This window comes from Kribbella caucasensis, from assembly GCF_004361855.1.
In the GTDB taxonomy this organism is placed as follows: Bacteria; Actinomycetota; Actinomycetes; order Propionibacteriales; family Kribbellaceae; genus Kribbella; species Kribbella caucasensis.
Genome location: NZ_SNWQ01000001.1, coordinates 35848 through 54320, shown reverse-complemented (window position 1 = coordinate 54320; position 18473 = coordinate 35848). Strand labels below are relative to the sequence as shown.

Below are 18473 nucleotides of genomic sequence, written 5' to 3'. Positions count from 1 at the left end.
TCAGATGAATCTGCCGCGAGGCGGCGCAAATCTGAGATCACCCACACGATGGCATCTGAGATCCGGCGGTTCTCGACAGTGATTCAGGTCACCCGAGTTCTGTGGTGATCTTCTTGGCGGCTTCGGTGGGGCCGTCGGTGGTGGTGTAGAGGGCTTGGATGTGTTGGGCGCTGGGCGGTGGTGGGTGTTGTTGAGCATTGTGGTGGTGAGGGTGGCGAGTTGGCTAAGTTGCGTTGGGGGTAGGTGGCGGGCGGCGCCGAGGCGTTCGACCAAGGCGATGTTCAAGTCCTGTTCGAGGTGCAGGGGGATGCCGAGCAGCGGCGTACCGGAGGCCATGGCGGTTTGGACGCTGCCCTGGCCACCGGTGGTGATGGCGAGGTCGACCTGGGGCATGACGAGGTGGCTGGGGAGGACGCCTTCGATCAGGATGCGATCGGTGGCCAGATCGGCCAGGTCGTGGATGGTGCCGGCGACCAGGATGCGGAGGTCGAGCGTGGCCAGCGAGGCGATGGCGGACCGGACCAGCTCGGCCGGGGTGGAGGTCATCGCGAGGTAGACGTGGGGTCCGGGTTGGTCGAGGACCTGCTGGACGCGGGTGGGTAGCGGGAGGTCGAGGTGGGCGAAGAGTGGGCCGACGCTGGTCAATCGAGTGGTGGCGCGATAGCCGGGTTTTCCGGCGGGGGTCCACGCATCGAGGTCGGAGATGCCCAGCACCTCAGGGACCTCGGGGACGAGGGACAGGTCGCCGAGGAGGAGGGCGGACAGGCTCGGAATCCCTTCCACGCCAAGGGATTCGGCCACGCGGTTGAAGCCGGCGCAGTACGCCGGGATCCGGTTCGGTGCGCGGTTGGCGAGGTAGCGGCTGAGCCATTTCGGTGCGTGGGCGAGCCGGGGGTCCACCGGTTGACTGGGAGCCGGGAGCAGGCGGCGCTCGAAGACTGGTGGGACGAAGCTGCCGGCGTGTTCGGTGATCACCTGTACGCCGGCCAGGCGGGACGAGAGCAACGTGGTCAGCGTGAAGCCCGTGACGGCGACCGTGATGCCGTGGGCGCGGAAGTACTCGGCTTCGAGCTGGACGTAGCTCCTGATCTCGGCGTCGTCGTACATGCTCTGCCGGGGGTCGCCCAGACCGATCGCCGAGCCCACGAAGGCGGCGGATCGGGTGGGAGACAGACCGGGCCCGAGTACGTCGTACTGGATGCCGGCCTCGACCAGGCGGCGTTCGTGCGGGCCGCCGTGGGTCGCGACGCGGGCCGGGACGCCGAGCTCGGTGAGGGCGCGGTGGATCTCGAGCATCCGCGAGGTCTCGGACAGGTAGGCGCAATGTGGCAGTAAACAGATCATGGGTTGCCCCCTCGGCTCAGATAGGTAATATATTGCCTATGTCGCGACGTGAAGGCAAGAGCGGAGAGTGGATCGGCATCGGATCAGGCTCGCGGTTGGATCCGTCGGTCCGGGCGTTCCGGACCGTGCTCGTGCTCGCCCAGAAGTTGCGCTACGCGATGGACGACCGGCTCCGGGTGGACGGCCTGACCACGCAGCAGGCCGCGCTGATCACCGTCGTCGAGGCTTCGGGTGAGCCGTCTCTGGCGGAGGCGGCCGCGGCGCTTGGCAGTACTCATCAGAACGTGGCCCAGATCGTGGCAGCCCTGGTCCGCAAGGGGATGCTGGAGGTCAGGCCGGATCCGGCCGACAAGCGCAGGAAGTTGCTCTCGACAACGATGACCAACGCGGCCTACTGGAAGCAGCGCGATGAGGGTGACTTCGCCGCGGTCGCGGACTGGTTCGCCGATCTGTCGCCGGCCGAGCTAAAGACCTTCTGCGAGCTCGGCGATCGGGTGCTCGGCAGGCTCGATCATGCTTAGAGCGGTCCTGGGTAGCACGGCCTTCTTCTTCGCGGCGCCCTGTGTGGTGGGTGGGGTGGTGCCGTGGTGGGTCAGTGGGTGGGCGGCGCCTCGGTTCTGGCCTGGGTTCGTGGTGGTGGCGGCCGGGGCGATCGTCGTACTGCGGGCGTTCGTGCGGTTCGTGCGGGAGGGGCGGGGGACGCCGGCGCCGGTCGCACCGACGGAGGAACTGGTGGTCGGCGGTGACTATCGCTTCGTCCGGAACCCCATGTACGTCGGCGTGGCGGCCGCGATCCTCGGGCAGGCCCTCGTCTTCCTCGATCTCCGGGTCCTCCTGTACGGCGTCCTCGCGTGGGCCGTGATGGCGTCTTTCGTCCGCTGGTACGAGGAGCCCGTCCTTCGGCAGCGGTACGGCGCGCAGTACGAGGACTACTGCAGAACCGTGCCTGCCTGGTTACCCCGCGTCAGGCGCTGAAGGGGCACGTCGGGCTCGGAGCGGATGGCGACCGAGGGCGCCGAGGCGGAGGCTGACAGAGTGGACGCATGATCGTTGCCTTCAGTGTCAGTCCGGCCGCCGGTGACCAGACCGGTGGCGTCAGCGAGGCGGTGGCGGAGGCGATCCGGGTGGTCCGCGCCTCCGGCCTGCCGAACGAGACCAACGCGATGTTCACCAACCTCGAGGGGGAGTGGGATGAGGTGATGGCCGTGGTCAAGCAGGCTGTCGAGGCGGTCGCCGCCGTTTCGCCTCGCGTCTCGCTGGTGCTGAAGGCCGACATCCGGCCCGGGTACACCGGTCAGCTCACCGCCAAGGTGGAACGGATCGAGCATGCCCTCGGCGATCAGTGAGCGCCGTTGAGCATGGTGAAGGTCTGCTCGTAGTCGCCGCGCGGTTCGGCGAACCGGAGTAGCCCGACCCGGTCGACCAGGATCTCGGCCGCGTCGGGCTGGTCCCGGAGCAGGTCCATCGTCTCGGTGAGGTACTCGTCGAGCGGCATCGCGTGCTCGGCGTTCTCCTGGTTCATCAGGGCGGTCCGGACCGCGGGCGGGACCAGCTCGATCACCTGTACTCCGGTCGGGGCGAGCTGGCTCCGCAGGCTCTGGGTGTAGCTGTGAACGGCGGCCTTGGTCGCGGAGTATGTCGGGGTCAGGGTGAGCGGGAGGAACGCGAGGCCGGACGAGACGGTGAGGATCGTGGCGTCCGGCTTGGTGGTCAGGAACGGGGTGAACAGGGTCGCTGTCCGGATCGTGCCGAGCAGGTTGATGGTGATCGTCTCTTCGGCGATCCGCAGGTGATCGGGATCGAGCAGGTTCTCCGGCTGCATGATGCCGGCCATCGTGATCAGCACGTTGAGTTCGGGATGAGCGTTGGTCACCTGGTCGAAGGCACGGTCGATCGAGTCCGGGTCGGCGACGTCGAGCTCCACCGTCTCGAGGCCGTCGTACTCGGCGGCGAGTGAGTCCAGCAGCTCCTTGCGCCGGCCGCTGATGATCACCTTGTTGCCCAGGGCCCGGAATCGCAGGGCCAGGCCGAGTCCGATACCCGAAGTGCCGCCGGTCAGGAAGATGGTGTTGCCGCTGAGTTTCATGGCTCCAGGTTGGTTCGGCCCACGGTGCGGAACCAGACTCGCCCGAACCACTGCTCCGCAAGCAGTGGATAACGGTCCGGCCGCCTGGAACCCTGGGGAGATGGAGTACGGCGAGCTGTCCGACTTCCTGCGCAAACGCCGGGAAGCGCTGCAACCTGAGGATGTCGGGATGGCCCGCGGCCGGCGGCGTCGTACGCCGGGACTGCGGCGCGAGGAGGTCGCCGTGCTCGCGTCCATGTCGGCGGACTACTACAGCCGGCTCGAGGGTGGCCGGGGACCGCAACCGTCCGCCCCGATGCTGGCCGCGATCGCCCGGGCGCTCCGGCTCACCGTGGACGAGCGCGACTACCTGTTCGTCCTTGCCCAGCACGGGATTCCGCCGCGAGTGACCCGGCTCGACCACGTCAATCCCGGCATCCTGCGCATCCTCGACCGGCTCGACGATACGCCGGCGCTGGTGCTGAACCGGCTGCACGAGACGCTTGCCCAGACCAGTGCGCACATCGCCTTCGAAGGTGATCACTCGCAGTACGACGGGGCCGAGCGCAGCGGGATCTACCGGTGGTTCACCGGCAACAGAGGGCATCTCAATGAGGATGCATGGGACAACCACGCCCGCGTCCTGGTGTCATTACTGCGCTCGGTGGTCGCGGCCGACGGGCCCAAGTCCCGGGCGGGCGCGCTGGCGAAGACGTTGCGGGAGCTCAGTCCGGAGTTCGCCGAGCTGTGGGAGGCGCACGAGGTCGGCCACGAGCACCGGACCACGAAACGGTTCCAGCATCCGGTCGTGGGTGATCTCGAACTGCAGTGCGAGGTGATGGAGGACCGCGAGCAACAGCAGACGATGCTGGTCTTCACCGCGATCCCGGGTACCGAGAGCGCGGAGAAGCTCAGACTGCTCGCCGTCCTCGGCAGCCAACAGGTCGGCGCCGGGTCAGGGCGCTCGCCTGGCACAGATCTAAGGTGACGCGACTGCGACCCGCGGCCGGTGGCTCAGGTAGTAGGCGAAGACGGCGGTCGGGATGAACATCACGATGCCGTAGACCGCTACCGGGATGGACATCTCGCTGTTGCCGAGCAGGGACGGGCTGAGGGCGATGGTGAGCGCCAGGGTGGCGTTGTGGATGCCGATCTCCATCGAGCAGGCGATGGACTGCCGCTCGGGCAAACCGGTCAGCCGGGGTACGGCGTACCCGAAGGCGAGGCTGAGGACGTTCAGCAGCAGGGCGATCAGGCCGACCTCGGCGAGGTAGTCGAGGACGTTGTGGCGCTCGGTCCAGACGGCGGCGAAGATCACCAGCGCCAGTACCAGGATCGAGCCGAGCTTGACCGGGCGGGCCATCCGTCCGGCGAAACCCGGCCGGCGATGGCGGAGAAGCATGCCCAGGGCAACGGGAACCAGGACGATCGCGAAGACCTGCAGCATCTTCGCCGGTTGCAGGCCGAGCTCGCCGTCGCCGAGGAAGTGCGCGAGGGACAGGTTGACGACGATCGGCAGGGTGATCACGGCGAGCACGGAGTTCACCGCGGTCAGGGTCACGTTGAGCGCGACGTCACCGCCGGCCAGGTGGCTGAACAGGTTGGCCGTGGTGCCGCCGGGGGAGGCGACCAGGAGCATCATGCCGACGGCAAGAGCGGGGGCGAGATCGAAGGCTTTCACCAGGCCGAAGCAGATCAGTGGTAGCAGGATCACCTGGGTGCCCAACGCAACCAGGACCGCGCGGGGCATCCGCAGTACCCGGGTGAAGTCCGCGATCGTCAGGGTCAGGCCGAGGCCGAGCATGATGATCGCGAGCGCGACCGGGAGCAGGACCGAGGTCAGCACGGAGTCGTTCATCGGCCGCTCCTTCGGGTGGTGGCCCCGGGGTCGTTACCCGGCCAGGGATGGCTCAGAGTGACAGGGCGACGAGGTGGCGGCAAGGCCTCGTGTTCTGTCGGTTTCGTGTACTACGTTGCCGCCCATGAAGACGCTGCGTATCGCCGCCCTCGCGGCCGGAGTACTGCTCTCGACGGTCCAGTTGTCACCCGCCCAAGCTGTCAGTACTACGAACGGCGGGGGCCATGCGCCGTCGTACGGGTGGGAGCTGAAACCGACCGGGAGTGAGTCGCGGTTCCGCGGTCTGGCGGCCGTGAGCAAGGACGTCGCGTGGGTGGGTGGCAGCGCCGGTCAGGTGCTGCGGACCACGGACGGCGGGTCGAGCTGGGAGAACGTGAGCCCGCCCGGTGCCGAGGCGCTGCAGTTCCGCGATGTGGAGGCGTTCGACGCGAAGCGGGCGGTGATCCTGGCGATCGGGCCCGGCGAGGACTCGCGGGTCTACCGGACGGTCGACGGTGGCAAGAGCTGGACCGAGACGTTCCGTAACACCGAGCCGACGGCGTTCTACGACTGCCTCGACTTCAACGACAACCGGCATGGGCTGGCGCTGAGCGACCCGGTGGACGGCAAGTTCCGGATCGCCGCGACGTCGGACGGCGGCAAGTCGTGGCAGCTCCAGCCGACGGCGGGGATGCCGGCCGCGTTGCCCGGGGAGTTCGCGTTCGCCGCGAGTGGGACGTGCCTGGTCGCCGGGCCAGGGCGGACCGCGTGGTTCGCGACTGGTGGCGGGGATCGGCCGCGGGTGTTCCGGACGTCCGACGGTGGCCGGACGTGGAAGGTGGCGGATTCGCCGATGGCCAGTGGTGCGGCGGCCGGGATCTTCAGTCTCGCCTTCCGGGGGCCGCTGCTGGGCGTGGCCGTCGGAGGTGATTTCTTGCAGCCGGACGCCGCGGACAGGGCGGCTTCCGTGACGTACGACGGCGGACGGACGTGGCAGCTGGTCCCGGCGGACAAGGCGCCGAAGGGGTACCGGAGTGGTTCGGCCTTCGTTCCGGGGACGCTCGCGACGGTGGCCGCGGTCGGGCCGTCGGGGAGTGACGTGAGCCTGGATGGTGGCCGGAGCTGGACCCAGTTCTACAGCGGCAGCTTCGACAGCGTCGAGTGCGCCGGCCATGGGTTGAAGGCGGCCTGCTGGGCATCCGGTGCGGCGGGCGCGGTCGGCCGGCTCGCGGTGACGCGCTGATCGTACGTTGGCCTGTTGTCGAGTTCGGCTTGGTGTTCAGCTTGGCGACACCCGTACGTCGTGCGGGTGTCGCCGTGATCCGGCCAGGATTGAGCTCATGCGCAAACTTTCCAGACGACTGCTGGTCGCCCTCGCCGGTGTCCTGGTGCTGACGCCGACCGCGGCCTCCGCCGAATCGGCCCCGAGTGACCTGCCGGGTCGCCCGTTGAACGTGCTGACGTACAACATCCACCACGGCGCCGGTACGGACGGGGTGGTCGACCTGGAGCGGATCGCCCAGGTGATCGAGAAGTCCGACGCGGACGTGATCGGCCTGCAGGAGGTCGACCGGCACTGGAGCGAGCGCAGTGGCTGGGTCGACCAGGCGACATGGTTCGCCGAGCGGCTGAAGCTGCACGTCGCCTATGCGGCGAATCTCGATCTCGACCCGCTGAATCCGGGCGAACCGCGCCGGCAGTACGGCACCGCGGTGTTGTCGCGCTATCCGATCAGGGACTTCGAGAACACGTACCTGCCGAAGTACCCGGGTCAGGAGCAGCGTGGGCTGGCGGTCGCGACGATCAAGGTGCGCGGCGAGACACTGCGGTTCGCCAACACGCACCTGACCCACAACAACAACGCGGAGCGGCTCGAGCAGGCGAACAAGGTGGTCGAGGTGCTCGCGGGTTCCAGGCGGCCGACCCTTCTGCTCGGCGACCTGAACGCCCGGCCGGACACCCCGGAGATGAAGACCCTCACGGCGAAGTGGACCGACACCTGGACCGAGGTCGGCGTCGGCCCCGGCTACACGATCGAGGCGACGAACCCGACGGCCCGGATCGACTACATCCTGCACACCCCGACCCTGCGCCCGAAGTCCGCGGCGGTCCTCACCACCCTCGCCTCCGACCACCTCCCAGTCCTCGCCAGCTTCAGCGTCCGCTAACCCTCACCCCGCCAAACGGCGCCTCCCGACCCCGGGACGGCGCCGTTTTGCTGTCCGCTCATGGATGACTGGCGGATCTCCGCGGGTGAATTACAGGCTTGTAGTTTGTCAAGTCGACACGCAGGTGAAACAAAGATATTCGTGTGAAAGGTGTTCCCAATGGGGCTGTAGGCAACTAGTGTCACGTATGAGGTCCAGTAGGACCAAAAGTTCACGAACCCTGGGGAAGGGGTTCGTGACCGGCGGAAGGAACGACCCGATGCGGACGCCCAAGGGGGCTGAGTCCGGCAGTCGGGGCGGGAGCACTGGGAAGACCGGTAGGGCGTTGCTCTCCGGGGTGCTCGCCGTCTCACTGGCCGGCACGATGGCCCTGATTCCGATGCCGGCCCAGGCTGACCCCAAGCCGCCGGTGATCCCCTCCCAGGCCCAGGTGAACGCCGCGAAGAAAGCGGCAGCCGACAAGGCGGCCCAGGTCGCCGCGATCGAGCAGCAGCTGGCGGCGGCGAACAACCGGCTCGAGCAGCTCGGCCGGGAGTCCGGGATCGCGGCGGAGAAGTACAACGGTGCCGTGTACCGCCTGCAGCAGGCCAAGATCGAGGCCGCCGCGGCCGCCGCCCGGGCGCAGAAGGCCGCGAAGACCCTGGCCGGCCAGCAGCGCCAGATCGGCCGGTTCGCGGCCGCGTCGTACCAGGGTGGTGGTGATCTCGCGAAGTTCGGTTCGCTGTTCACCCCGGACGGTCCGCAGCAGTTGCTCGACTCGGCCGGGGCGGCGCGGTCGGTGTCGCAGGCGATGCAGGGGTCGTACCTCCGGTTCACCGCGACGCGGGTGGTCAGCAACGCGTTCAAGGCGCAGGCCGACCAGGCGGTCGCGAAGGTGAAGACGGCTACCGAGGCGGCCGCGAAGGCGAAGGCCGCCGCCGAGGCCGCGGAGGCGAACCAGGCCGCCGCCGTCGCCGGGATCGGGGCTGAGCGGAAGAAGCAGATCAGCCAACTGGCGGTACTGCGGAACACGTCGTACCAGGTGGCTGACCAGCGGCAGCGGGGGCTCGAAGAACTTGCGCGTCAGCGAGCCGCCGCCATCGCCGCGAAGAAGGCCGAGGAACTGCGCAAGCGGATCGCCGCCCGCGAGGCCGCCGACCGTGCTCGCGAAGCCGCCGAGCAGCGGGCCCGCGAGGAACGTGAGCGCCGCGAACAGCAGCAGAAGAACAACGAGAAGCCGGCCAAGCCGCCGAAGAAGAAGCAGAAGCCGAGCCGGCCGGGCGGCGGCAACGACGGAGGCTCGTACTCCGGCCGGGGCGCGGCTGCGGCGATCGCGTTCGCGTTGTCGCAGCTGGGCGAGCCCTACGTCTGGGGCGCCGACGGTCCGGGATCGTGGGACTGCTCGGGGCTGACGATGGGCGCTTGGGAGCGGGCCGGTGTGCAGTTGCCGCACTACAGCGTCGCGCAGTACGAGCAGGTCCGGCACATCTCCGAGGACGAGTTGCGGCCGGGCGATCTGATCTTCTGGGCCGAGAACCACGACGACCCGGGCACGATCTTCCACGTTGCGATGTACCTCGGCGGCGGGCGGATGGTGCACGCACCGCGTGCGGGCCGCCCGGTCACCATCGACAGCATCTACTACTGGGAGGACCCCGACTTCTTCGGCCGCCCGTGAGGCCCTCCCGGCCAGCCCGGCCCAGATCAGCAGGACGGTGCCACTCATGAATCCATTGCGCAGCAAGGCGATGATCGCGTCCGCGATGTCCTTCGTGCGCCCGATCCGGCCGACCGGCAGACGGCGCGCAGTCGCCGATGCCAACGATGTCGGCGCGCCGTTGAGTGCCGCGAGCAACGAACCGTTCGGTCCCGGCCGGTACGCCGCGATCCCGGACCTGAACACGATCGACCCTCCTTCGGCGGGCACCAGCGCCGAGTGCTTGGCGAGCGGTAGCGGGCCGATCAGCGTGGACTCGACGGCGCGCGCCGCGTCCACGTCGTACTCCCTGATCGGCTGGTGACGTCGACTGGTGGGCGCGGCCCTGCTACCAGCGGCCGGTGGTCAGGTCGGCCGTGGCGCCGGCCTGGCCGGACGGAGGGCAACTTACCGATCGCTTGCGGTGATCGGGAGGGTTCCTGCAGCAAGCCGCAGTAGATCAGTGACCGTCGGTCTTCAGGCGCTCGAAGGAGGCGGTGATCTCGGCTTCGGCGTCGGCGCGGCCGACCCAGGTGGCGCCCTCGACCGACTTGCCCGGCTCCAGGTCCTTGTAGACCTCGAAGAAGTGCTGGATCTCCAGCCGGTCGAACTCCGGGACGTGGTGGATGTCGCGCAGGTGCTCCTGGCGCGGGTCGCCGGCCGGGACGCAGAGGACCTTGTCGTCGGGGCCCTTCTCGTCGGTCATCCGGAACATGCCGATCGCGCGGGCCCGGATCAGGCAGCCGGGGAAGGTCGGCTCGGTGAGCAGCACCAGGGCGTCCAGCGGGTCGCCGTCCTGGCCAAGGGTGTCCTCGATGAACCCGTAGTCGGACGGATACTGGGTGGCCGTGAACAGGGTGCGGTCGAGCCGCAGCCGGTTGGTCTTGTGATCCAGCTCGTACTTGTTGCGGGTGCCCTTGGGGATCTCGATGAAGACGTCGAACTCCATACGGCAGATACTGTCACGGTTCGGACCGACCAAATGACAGGAGCAGCCCGGTGGCCCGTCCTACCCGTGCGGTCTTCGTCACGCTGACGGCCGGTGCTGTGCTCACCGGACTGGTCGGCGGGGCCCAGGCCGTGCCCGGCAACGCACCGGGAACGAGCAGGCAGGGATTGAACAGTACGGCGGCCGCGCCGGTCGTGCTCGCCCCGGCGACGACCGAGGGCGCCGCACCCACCGCTGCCGGCGTACGGGCGGCTCTGCAGCCTGTGCTGCGTGATCCGGCGCTCGGGAAGCACTTCGGGGCCTACGTGTACGACGCGTCGCGGGGCAAGGCGCTCTACTCGGCGGGGACGGCGAAGTCGATCGTCCCCGCGTCGACGATGAAGCTGATCACCACGGTCGCGGCGCTGGAGACGATCGGCGCGGATCACCAGTTCAGCACCAAGACGGTGCGGAGTGGTGCGGGCACGTTGATCCTCGTGGGCGGCGGTGATCCGTTGCTGATGACGAAGCGGCCGACCGATCCGCTGGACTTCCCGGCGCGTGCCTCGTTGCAGGACCTGGCCGCGAGTACGGCGAAGGCGCTCAAGGCGCAGGGCGTCGCCGGGGTCACCCTCGGATACGACGCCACGCTGTTCACGGGTCCGGCGGCGAACGCCAAGTGGGAGCCGAAGTACGTCACCGAGGGGATCGCGGCCCGCACGTCGGCGCTTTGGGTGAACGAGGGGCGGGTGACTCCGGGGATGGCCAAGCGGGCCGACTCGCCGGCGCTGGCGGCCGCGACGGCGTTCGCGGCGCAGCTGCGGGCGGCCGGGATCAAGGTCGCCGCGAGCATCAAACCGGTCAAGGCGGACGCCACGGCGACTCAGGTGGCCGAGGTACGGTCTGCCACGGTCGGTGACCTGGTCGAGTACGTGAACCTGCACAGTGACAACGACGGCGCCGAGGTGCTGTTGCGGCAGGTCGGGGTGGCGACGAAGAACGGTGGGTCCTACGCGGGCGGCCTGAAGGGGTTGCGGGCGACGCTGACCAAGCTGGGGATCGACGTCAGCAAGGCGCGGTTCGAGGACGGGAGCGGGTTGTCCCGGACGAACCTGGTGCCGCTCGATGTGATCGCGGGGGCCGTGCGGGTGGCGGTGGCCAAACCGGAGCTGCGGCATCTGATCAGTGGGCTGCCGGTGGCCGGGTTCACCGGCAGCCTCGAGGACAGGTTCGCGGGGCCGGGCGCGGGTCCGGGGACCGGGCTGGTGCGGGCCAAGACCGGGACCCTGACCAGCATCCACTCGCTGGCCGGCCTGGTACGCACCCGGACGGGCACACTCCTTGTCTTTGTCGTCGCGACGGACAGCGCACCCCCGGACAAGCCCCTGCCCGCCCGATCCGCCCTGGACCGCGCCGCGGCTGCCCTGGCCGACTGCGGCTGCACGGGCTGACCCCGAAGCAACCCGAAGTAAGCAGCCAAAAGCAGCGCATGTTGGGACATGCCATTAGGGTCGAATCATGAGTACGGCGGAGAACGGGACCGCGACTGAGATGGTCGACTGGCAGTTGGCGACCGTAGTGGCGCGCAAGCTGCTGCGTCCCGGGCCGGTGGTCAGCCGCGCGGAGGCGGAGCAGGTGGTCGCCGAGCTGCGGCAGTTCGCCGTGGACTCCGAGCAGCACGTCCGGGAGTTCACCGGGCTGCAAGCCACCTCGGCCACCGCGCCCGTGGTGATCGTGGACCGGCCTGGCTGGGTGCAGGCCAACGCGGACGGGTTCCGGACCGTGTTGAAGCCGCTGACGGACAAGTTGCGGGAGAAGCAGGAGCGGACCGGCGGCCTGTCATCCGCGGTCGGCTCCCGGGTGACCGGGATCGAGGCGGGCGCGCTGCTGGCGTTCCTGTCCTCCCGGGTGCTCGGCCAGTTCGACCCGTTCTACCCGGCCGAACCGGATCCGGACCGCCCGGGCCTGACCGGCCGGCTGCTGCTCGTCGCGCCGAACGTGATGCACGTGGAGTCCGAGCTCGGCGTCGTACCGCGGGACTTCCGGCTCTGGGTCTGCCTGCACGAGGAGACGCACCGGGTCCAGTTCACCGCCGTACCGTGGCTGCGCGACCACCTGCGGTCGGAGATCGCGCTGTTCCTCGACCAGGCTGAGCTGGACGCGTCGGCGTACGCGGCCATGTTCCGTGAGGCTGTGCAGCGGTTGGGCCGGTCGGTGCGCGGCGAGGGCGAGCTCAGCCTGGTCGACCTGATGCAGTCCCCCGAGCAACGAGCTGTGCTGGACCGGCTGACCGCAGTGATGTCGTTGCTGGAGGGACACGCCGACTTCGTGATGGACGGGGTCGGGCCGACGGTGATCCCGACCGTGGACACGATCCGGTCCAAGTTCACCTCCCGCCGCCAGAGTGGCAACCCGGTGGATCAGCTGCTCAAGCGGCTGCTCGGACTGGACGCCAAGTTGAAGCAGTACCAGGACGGGGCCGCGTTCGTCCGGCACGTGGTCGGCCAGGTCGGGATGGCGGGCTTCAACCGGGTGTGGACCGGGCCGAACACCCTGCCCACCAAGCACGAGATCGCCAACCCCGATGCCTGGGTCAACCGACTCCACGGCTGACCCCGCAGCCGCCCGGGGGCACGGCGACGCGGTCGGAGCCCGGCACCGCGGCCCCGGGCATTTCGGTGGATCCGCGGAGGAACTCGTGGAAGGGCGACGCGGGAAGCTGCATCCGGCCGTTGCGCGGATCAGGGAGGCCGTACGGACCGCGCTGGCCGACCTGCCACGGCAGACGATCGTGCTAGTGGCGTGCTCTGGTGGTGCCGACTCGCTGGCACTGGCCGCTGCGACCGCGTTCGAGGCCCCGAAGCTCGGACTGCGTGCTGGTGCGATCGTGGTGGACCACGGGCTGCAGGCCGACTCCGCGCACACCGCCGAGACCGCTGCAGAGCAGTGCCGCACACTGGGCCTCGAACCCGTCCAGGTGCGTGCTGTCGAGGTCGGTGGCGACGGCGGGCCGGAGGCGGCCGCCCGGTCAGCCCGGTACGACGCGCTGCGCGACGCGGCCGACGAGTTCGGCGCGGACGTCGTACTGCTCGCCCATACGCGGGACGACCAGGCGGAGACGGTCCTGCTCGGGTTGGCCCGTGGTTCGGGTGCTCGCTCGCTGGCGGGGATGGCCCCGGTCGCCGGCTTGCTCCGACGCCCCTTACTAGAGGTACCCCGCGCGACCACTGCGGCCGCGTGCATCGCGTCGGGCCTGCGCCCGTGGCACGACCCGCACAACGATGACCCGCAGTACAAACGGGTGCGGGTGCGGCACGAGGTGCTGCCGGTCCTGGAAGAAGCACTCGGACCTGGTGTGACCGAAGCGCTCGCCCGTACTGCGGGGTTGTTGCGGGCCGATGCGGATGCGCTCGACGTGTTGGCCGCCGACCTGGCCGAGACCGCGGTGCGGCATACGGAAGACGAAGTGGTCTGCGACGTCGGCATGCTCTCGACGGAACCGCAGGCGATCCGGACCAGGGTTCTGCGGCAGGCGGCGCTGGAAGCCGGTTGCCGGGCCAACGACCTCACCGCCGGACACGTCGCGACCGTCGACGCCCTCATCACCGGCTGGCGGGGGCAGCGGTGGATCGACCTGCCGCAGGGAGTCCGGGCGACGCGCCGGAACGGATTCATCGTCCTGACGCCGGATTCCGCGTCCGGGCGGAAGGTGTGACAGGCTGACCCGCGTGGATGCGTCGGACATCGAGAAGGACCTGACCGCGATCCTCCATACCGAGGAGGAGATCCTGGCCAAGCTCAAGGAGCTGGCCGGCCGGATCGAGGCGGATTACGAGGACAAGGACCTGCTGGTGATCGGCGTCCTCAAGGGCGCCGTGATGGTGATGGCCGACCTGGCCCGGTCGTTCAGCCGGCACGTGGAGATGGACTGGATGGCCATCTCGTCGTACGGCTCGGGGACGAAGTCGTCGGGAGTGGTCCGGATCCTCAAGGACCTGGACACCGACATCACCAACCGGCACGTGCTGATCGTCGAGGACATCATCGACACCGGGCTGACGCTGAGCTGGCTGGTCAGCAACCTGCAGTCCCGCGGGCCGGCCTCGGTGGAGATCTGCACGGCGTTCCGGAAGCCGGACGCGGCCAAGATGGCGGTGCCGGTCAGATACGTCGGCTTCGACATCCCGGACGAGTTCGTCGTCGGGTACGGGCTGGACTACGCGGAGAAGTACCGGAACCTGCGGTGCGTGGCCACGCTGGCCCCGCACGTCTACTCCTGACCCCTCGGCATCACGGGCCGCCCGGCATCACAGGTCCTGGCGCGCCCTGATCCCAAGGCCGCTGTCCACAGGCGGTTGTCCACAGGCCGGCGACGGACTTGGTGACAGGCTGTACAACGGACCGTACCGTCGTTTCAGGTGACCCTCATGGTGGGCAGGCTTGCCCGGCACGAGACACTTGGACTGGTGTTACCGTCGAAGGCCCCCTCACCCGGGCCTGCTGAGCTAGGAGGGACGGGGCGTAAGCCTCGAACATGGACGTGAAGCGCATCTTCCGCGGACCGCTGTTCTGGATCGTCGTCGCCTTCCTGGGCGTGCTGGTGATCGGACAGCTCCTCACCGGCTCGACCGGGTACAAGACCGAGCCGACCGGCCAGGTCGTGCAGCTGATCCAGCAGGCCACCACGTCGTCGGACAAGACGATCAAGTCGGTGACGCTGATCGACCCGGACCAGGAGATCCGGGTCGAGAAGACCGACGGCACGAAGGTGCGGGCGCACTGGGTCGACGGCCAGGCCAACACCTTGGGCACGTCCCTGCAGACCCTGTTCACCGACGGCAAGATCGAGCGGTACGACGTGGAGAACCCGAAGCCGAGCTTCATCGGCCAGGTGTTCTCGACGCTGATCCCGTTCCTGCTGATCGCGGTGGTGTTCATCTTCTTGATGAACTCGATGCAGGGCGGCGGCTCCCGGGTGATGAGCTTCGCCAAGTCGAAGGCGAAGCTGATCACCAAGGACACCCCGAAGACGACGTTCTCCGACGTGGCCGGCTGTGACGAGGCGATCGAGGAACTCGGCGAGATCAAGGAGTTCCTGCAGGAGCCGGGCAAGTTCCAGGCGGTCGGCGCGAAGATCCCCAAGGGCGTGCTGCTGTACGGCCAGCCGGGTACCGGTAAGACGCTGCTGGCCCGGGCGGTCGCCGGTGAGGCCGGGGTGCCGTTCTACTCGATCTCCGGTTCGGACTTCGTCGAGATGTTCGTCGGTGTCGGCGCCTCCCGGGTCCGGGACCTGTTCGAGACGGCCAAGACCAACGCGCCGGCGATTGTCTTCATCGACGAGATCGACGCCGTCGGCAGGCACCGTGGCGCGGGCCTCGGCGGCGGGCACGACGAGCGCGAGCAGACCCTGAACCAGTTGCTGGTCGAGATGGACGGCTTCGACGTCCGCGGCGGTGTGATCCTGATCGCAGCCACCAACCGGCCGGACGTGCTGGACCCGGCGCTGCTGCGCCCGGGCCGGTTCGACCGGCAGATCGCGGTAGACACGCCGGACCTGCCGGGACGCGAGCAGATCCTCAAGGTGCACTCGCGCGGCAAGCCGATGTCGGAGAACGCCGACCTGCGGGCCGTCGCGCGGCGTACGCCGGGCTTCACCGGTGCGGACCTGGCCAACGTGCTGAACGAAGCGGCCCTGCTGACCGCCCGGCTGAACAAGCAGCAGATCGACAAGAACGCGCTGGACGAGGCGATCGACCGCGTCATCGCCGGACCGCAGCGCCGGACCCGGTTGATGTCCGACAAGGAGAAGGTGCTCACCGCGTACCACGAGGGCGGCCACGCCCTGGTCGCCGCGGCGCTGCCGCACTCCGACCCGGTGCACAAGGTGACGATCCTGCCGCGTGGCCGCGCGCTCGGTTACACGATGGTGCTGCCGGACGAGGACAAGTACTCGACCACCCGGTCGGAGATGCTGGACAAACTCGCCTACATGCTCGGTGGCCGCGCCGCCGAGGAGATGGTGTTCCACGACCCGACCACGGGTGCCAGCAACGACATCGAGAAGGCGACCGCGCTCGCCCGGGCGATGGTCACGCAGTACGGGATGACCGAGCGGCTCGGGGCGATCAAGTTCGGCCAGGACTCCAGCGAGCCGTTCCTCGGTCGCGACATCGGCAGCCAGCGCAACTACTCCGAGGAGATCGCCGCGGCGGTCGACGAAGAGGTCGGCAAGCTGATCGTGAATGCGCACCAGGAGGCCTTCGACATCCTGGTCGAGAACCGCGCGGTGCTGGACCACCTGGTCGAGGAGCTGCTCGAGAAGGAGACCCTGGACAAGGGCGAGATCGCCCGGATCTTCGAGCCGGTGCAGCGGCGGGACCGGCGGCCGGCCTGGACCGGTTCGTCCACCCGGGTGCCGTCGGACCAGCCGCCGGTGATGCCGGTGCCGACCCGCGGCGACCAGAACGGCTCGCTGTCCGACGTGATCCCCGGCGGGTCGGTCGGCCCGGACGAGGCCGCGCACGGACCGAACTACGGCGGCGGGCCGACCCCACCTGCGGAGTGACCGGTGACCTCACCGAAGTTCGACCACGACCGGGCCGAACGGGCGGTCCGCGAGCTGCTGATCGCCATCGGTGAGGACCCCGACCGCGAAGGACTGAAGGAGACCCCGGCCCGGGTGGCCCGCTCGTACGCCGAGATGACGGGCGGCCTGGACCAGGATCCGGCCGACGTGCTGACCACCACCTTCGACATCGGCCACGACGAGATGATCCTGGTCAAGGACATCGAGGTCTGGAGCCTCTGTGAACACCACCTGGTGCCGTTCACCGGGGTGGCGCATGTCGGTTACATCCCCAGCGTGGACGGCAGGATCACCGGCCTGTCGAAGCTGGCCCGCCTGGTGGACCTCTACGCGAAACGCCCTCAGATCCAGGAGCGCCTGACCACCCAGGTGGCCGAATCGCTCGTCGAGTTGCTGAAACCGCGCGGCGTGATCGTCGTGATCGAGTGCGAGCACCTCTGCATGACCATGCGCGGCGTCCGCAAACCCGGCGCCAAGACCATCACCTCCGCCGTCCGCGGCCAACTCCGCGACCCGGTGACCCGAGCCGAAGCCATGAGCCTCATCGTCAGCTGAGCCGCTGCCCGTAGCCCGGAGGGTGGGGCGGTCGTTGCAAAGTCAGTGGCCGGTTTCTGTGGACATTCTGTGGTTGAACGTTTACGTTCCGTAGTGGCGTTCCGACTTTGGGTGCGAGCGCCGGCGTGAGGAGGAAACGGAATGCCAGGGCGTTTACGGGTGGGCGCCGCGTTGTGTGGAGTCGTCGCGCTGACGGCGGCCGGCCTGATCGCCGCGAACGGCGCGCAGGCGGATCTGCGGGGCGGGGCGGTAGGGCAGGCAGGCAATGTCTCGGTTCCGGACCCGGCGGACGTGCTGCTGCGGGAGCAACTGGTGAAGGCGGACGCTGTCGAGACCCAGTTGGGGACCAGAGCCGTCGGCAGCTATCTCGACGACGCGGGTGACCTGGTTGTGGCTGTATCCGACCAGGCGACCGCTGAGCTGGTGCGGGCGGCCGGCGCGATCCCGAAGCTGGTCCCGTTCACCGCGGACCAGCTGGGAGACGTGCAGCGCGAGCTGGACCAGATCGCCACCGGGTCCAACGCGGGTGAGGTGCGGTCCTGGTTCGTCGACCCGATGTCCGGCACCGTCGTGGTGACCGTGCCGTCGGGAGCGCGGAGCCTGGCCACCCAGCGATTCCTCAAGAAGGCCCGGGCGAACGGGACCAAGGTGACGATCAGGCGCTCGGCCGGTGTCGTCACCACCACGGACGAGTTCGGCCTGCTCGGCGGGATGCAGGTGGACAAGAACACCGGCTACACCTGCTCGCTCGGCTTCAACGCGCGGACCAACGACGGCAGCAGGATCTTCCTCACCGCCGGTCACTGCACGTCCGGGCGGCCCTCGTTCTCCCGTAACGGCTACATCCTCGGTGAGACCCGCAGTTCGAGTTTCCCGGGCAACGACTACGGCACGGTCAGCGTGATCGACGGCTGGGACCAGCGGGGTGAAGTCGAACGCTGGGGTAGCGGCGACATCGCAGTACAGGGCCGGGCCGGGGTGACGGTCGGCGCGTCGGTCTGCAAGTCGGGCAAAAGCACGAAGTGGACCTGCGGCCGGGTCGTGGCCAAGAACGTCACGGTGAACTACGGCACCAACAAGGTGGTCAAGGGCCTCTACCAGCACACCGCGTGCGTCGAGTCCGGCGACTCCGGCGGCGCCAACCTGACCGGTAGCTACGCCCTCGGCATCACCAGCGGCGCCGCCCTGATCAGCGGGCAGTGCATGGCGAAGTACGGCCAGGCCAACGAGTCGTACTCGCAACCGGTCGGCGAAGCGCTGAACGCCAGCAACGCGACCCTCGTGCTGGGGTAGTCCTCGGCTGGGGTGTGCTGAG

Annotated in this window: 19 protein-coding genes; 15 read left to right on the top strand and 4 right to left on the bottom strand. The window is 68.8% G+C overall.

Going from position 1 to position 18473, the window contains the following annotated elements; all coding sequences use genetic code 11:
* Positions 1 to 1344, bottom strand: coding sequence for a glycosyltransferase (locus EV643_RS00280; protein ID WP_133797889.1), 1344 nt, complete (start codon positions 1342 to 1344; stop codon positions 1 to 3).
* Between the two features lie 38 nt (positions 1345 to 1382).
* On the opposite strand from EV643_RS00280, the gene EV643_RS00275 reads away from it, so the two are divergent.
* The 3 genes from EV643_RS00275 to EV643_RS00265 all read left to right on the top strand — a co-directional run bounded on the left by EV643_RS00275 (position 1383) and on the right by EV643_RS00265 (position 2690).
* Positions 1383 to 1865, top strand: a complete 483-nt coding sequence (locus EV643_RS00275) for a MarR family winged helix-turn-helix transcriptional regulator (protein ID WP_133797888.1) — start codon at positions 1383 to 1385, stop codon at positions 1863 to 1865.
* Positions 1858 to 2319, top strand: a complete 462-nt coding sequence (locus EV643_RS00270; protein ID WP_133797887.1) for a methyltransferase family protein — start codon at positions 1858 to 1860, stop codon at positions 2317 to 2319. The genes EV643_RS00275 and EV643_RS00270 overlap by 8 nt, the downstream gene beginning before the upstream one ends.
* Positions 2320 to 2387: 68 nt before the next feature.
* Entirely contained in the window at positions 2388 to 2690 is a 303-nt protein-coding gene (locus EV643_RS00265) for a thiamine-binding protein (protein WP_133797886.1), read from the top strand.
* Here EV643_RS00265 and EV643_RS00260 read toward each other — a convergent pair.
* Positions 2684 to 3430 (bottom strand): SDR family oxidoreductase, encoded by a 747-nt coding sequence (locus EV643_RS00260; protein ID WP_133797885.1) that lies wholly within the window; start codon positions 3428 to 3430, stop codon positions 2684 to 2686. The two genes, EV643_RS00265 and EV643_RS00260, sit on opposite strands and share 7 nt — an antisense overlap.
* A 100-nt stretch (positions 3431 to 3530) precedes the next feature.
* Between EV643_RS00260 and EV643_RS00255 the strand changes: the two genes are divergently transcribed.
* Entirely contained in the window at positions 3531 to 4397 is an 867-nt protein-coding gene (locus tag EV643_RS00255) for a helix-turn-helix transcriptional regulator (RefSeq protein WP_133797884.1), read from the top strand.
* On the opposite strand, the gene EV643_RS00250 is transcribed toward EV643_RS00255, so the two are convergent.
* Entirely contained in the window at positions 4389 to 5267 is an 879-nt protein-coding gene (locus EV643_RS00250; protein ID WP_133797883.1) for a bile acid:sodium symporter family protein, read from the bottom strand. The genes EV643_RS00255 and EV643_RS00250 overlap by 9 nt on opposite strands.
* 124 nt (positions 5268 to 5391) lie before the next feature.
* Here EV643_RS00250 and EV643_RS00245 point away from each other — a divergent pair, with 124 nt between their 5' ends.
* The 4 genes from EV643_RS00245 to EV643_RS00230 all read left to right on the top strand — a co-directional run bounded on the left by EV643_RS00245 (position 5392) and on the right by EV643_RS00230 (position 9414).
* Complete coding sequence (locus EV643_RS00245) at positions 5392 to 6489, top strand: WD40/YVTN/BNR-like repeat-containing protein (RefSeq protein ID WP_133797882.1); 1098 nt, start codon at positions 5392 to 5394, stop codon at positions 6487 to 6489.
* Between the two features lie 97 nt (positions 6490 to 6586).
* Entirely contained in the window at positions 6587 to 7414 is an 828-nt protein-coding gene (locus EV643_RS00240) for an endonuclease/exonuclease/phosphatase family protein (RefSeq protein ID WP_133797881.1), read from the top strand.
* 259 nt (positions 7415 to 7673) lie between these two features.
* The gene (locus EV643_RS00235; protein WP_133797880.1) at positions 7674 to 9071 is read left to right on the top strand and encodes a C40 family peptidase; all 1398 of its coding nucleotides are present in this window, start codon (positions 7674 to 7676) and stop codon (positions 9069 to 9071) included.
* Between the two features lie 46 nt (positions 9072 to 9117).
* Positions 9118 to 9414 carry a hypothetical protein gene (locus EV643_RS00230; RefSeq protein ID WP_133797879.1) on the top strand — a complete coding sequence of 99 codons (297 nt, stop codon included), beginning with the start codon at positions 9118 to 9120 and terminating at the stop codon, positions 9412 to 9414.
* 135 nt (positions 9415 to 9549) lie between these two features.
* On the opposite strand, the gene EV643_RS00225 is transcribed toward EV643_RS00230, so the two are convergent.
* Complete coding sequence (locus EV643_RS00225) at positions 9550 to 10038, bottom strand: inorganic diphosphatase (RefSeq protein ID WP_133797878.1); 489 nt, start codon at positions 10036 to 10038, stop codon at positions 9550 to 9552.
* A gap of 50 nt (positions 10039 to 10088) precedes the next feature.
* On the opposite strand from EV643_RS00225, the gene dacB reads away from it, so the two are divergent.
* From dacB to EV643_RS00190, 7 genes are all read left to right on the top strand, one after another.
* Positions 10089 to 11468, top strand: coding sequence for a D-alanyl-D-alanine carboxypeptidase/D-alanyl-D-alanine endopeptidase (dacB, locus tag EV643_RS00220; RefSeq protein ID WP_133797877.1), 1380 nt, complete (start codon positions 10089 to 10091; stop codon positions 11466 to 11468).
* Between the two features lie 67 nt (positions 11469 to 11535).
* A complete protein-coding gene (locus EV643_RS00215) occupies positions 11536 to 12630 on the top strand; it encodes a zinc-dependent metalloprotease (protein WP_133797876.1) in 1095 nt (364 codons plus the stop codon).
* Complete coding sequence (gene tilS, locus EV643_RS00210) at positions 12602 to 13732, top strand: tRNA lysidine(34) synthetase TilS (protein WP_133797875.1); 1131 nt, start codon at positions 12602 to 12604, stop codon at positions 13730 to 13732. The genes EV643_RS00215 and tilS overlap by 29 nt, the downstream gene beginning before the upstream one ends.
* A 13-nt stretch (positions 13733 to 13745) precedes the next feature.
* Complete coding sequence (gene hpt, locus EV643_RS00205) at positions 13746 to 14297, top strand: hypoxanthine phosphoribosyltransferase (RefSeq protein WP_133797874.1); 552 nt, start codon at positions 13746 to 13748, stop codon at positions 14295 to 14297.
* A 254-nt stretch (positions 14298 to 14551) separates the two neighbouring features.
* The gene (gene ftsH, locus EV643_RS00200) at positions 14552 to 16582 is read left to right on the top strand and encodes an ATP-dependent zinc metalloprotease FtsH (protein ID WP_133797873.1); all 2031 of its coding nucleotides are present in this window, start codon (positions 14552 to 14554) and stop codon (positions 16580 to 16582) included.
* A 3-nt stretch (positions 16583 to 16585) separates the two neighbouring features.
* Positions 16586 to 17158, top strand: coding sequence for a GTP cyclohydrolase I FolE (gene folE / locus EV643_RS00195; RefSeq protein WP_133797872.1), 573 nt, complete (start codon positions 16586 to 16588; stop codon positions 17156 to 17158).
* Between the two features lie 141 nt (positions 17159 to 17299).
* On the top strand, positions 17300 to 18451 hold the full coding sequence (locus EV643_RS00190) for a S1 family peptidase (RefSeq protein WP_133797871.1): 1152 nt from the start codon (positions 17300 to 17302) through the stop codon (positions 18449 to 18451).
* Positions 18452 to 18473 lie beyond the last annotated feature (22 nt).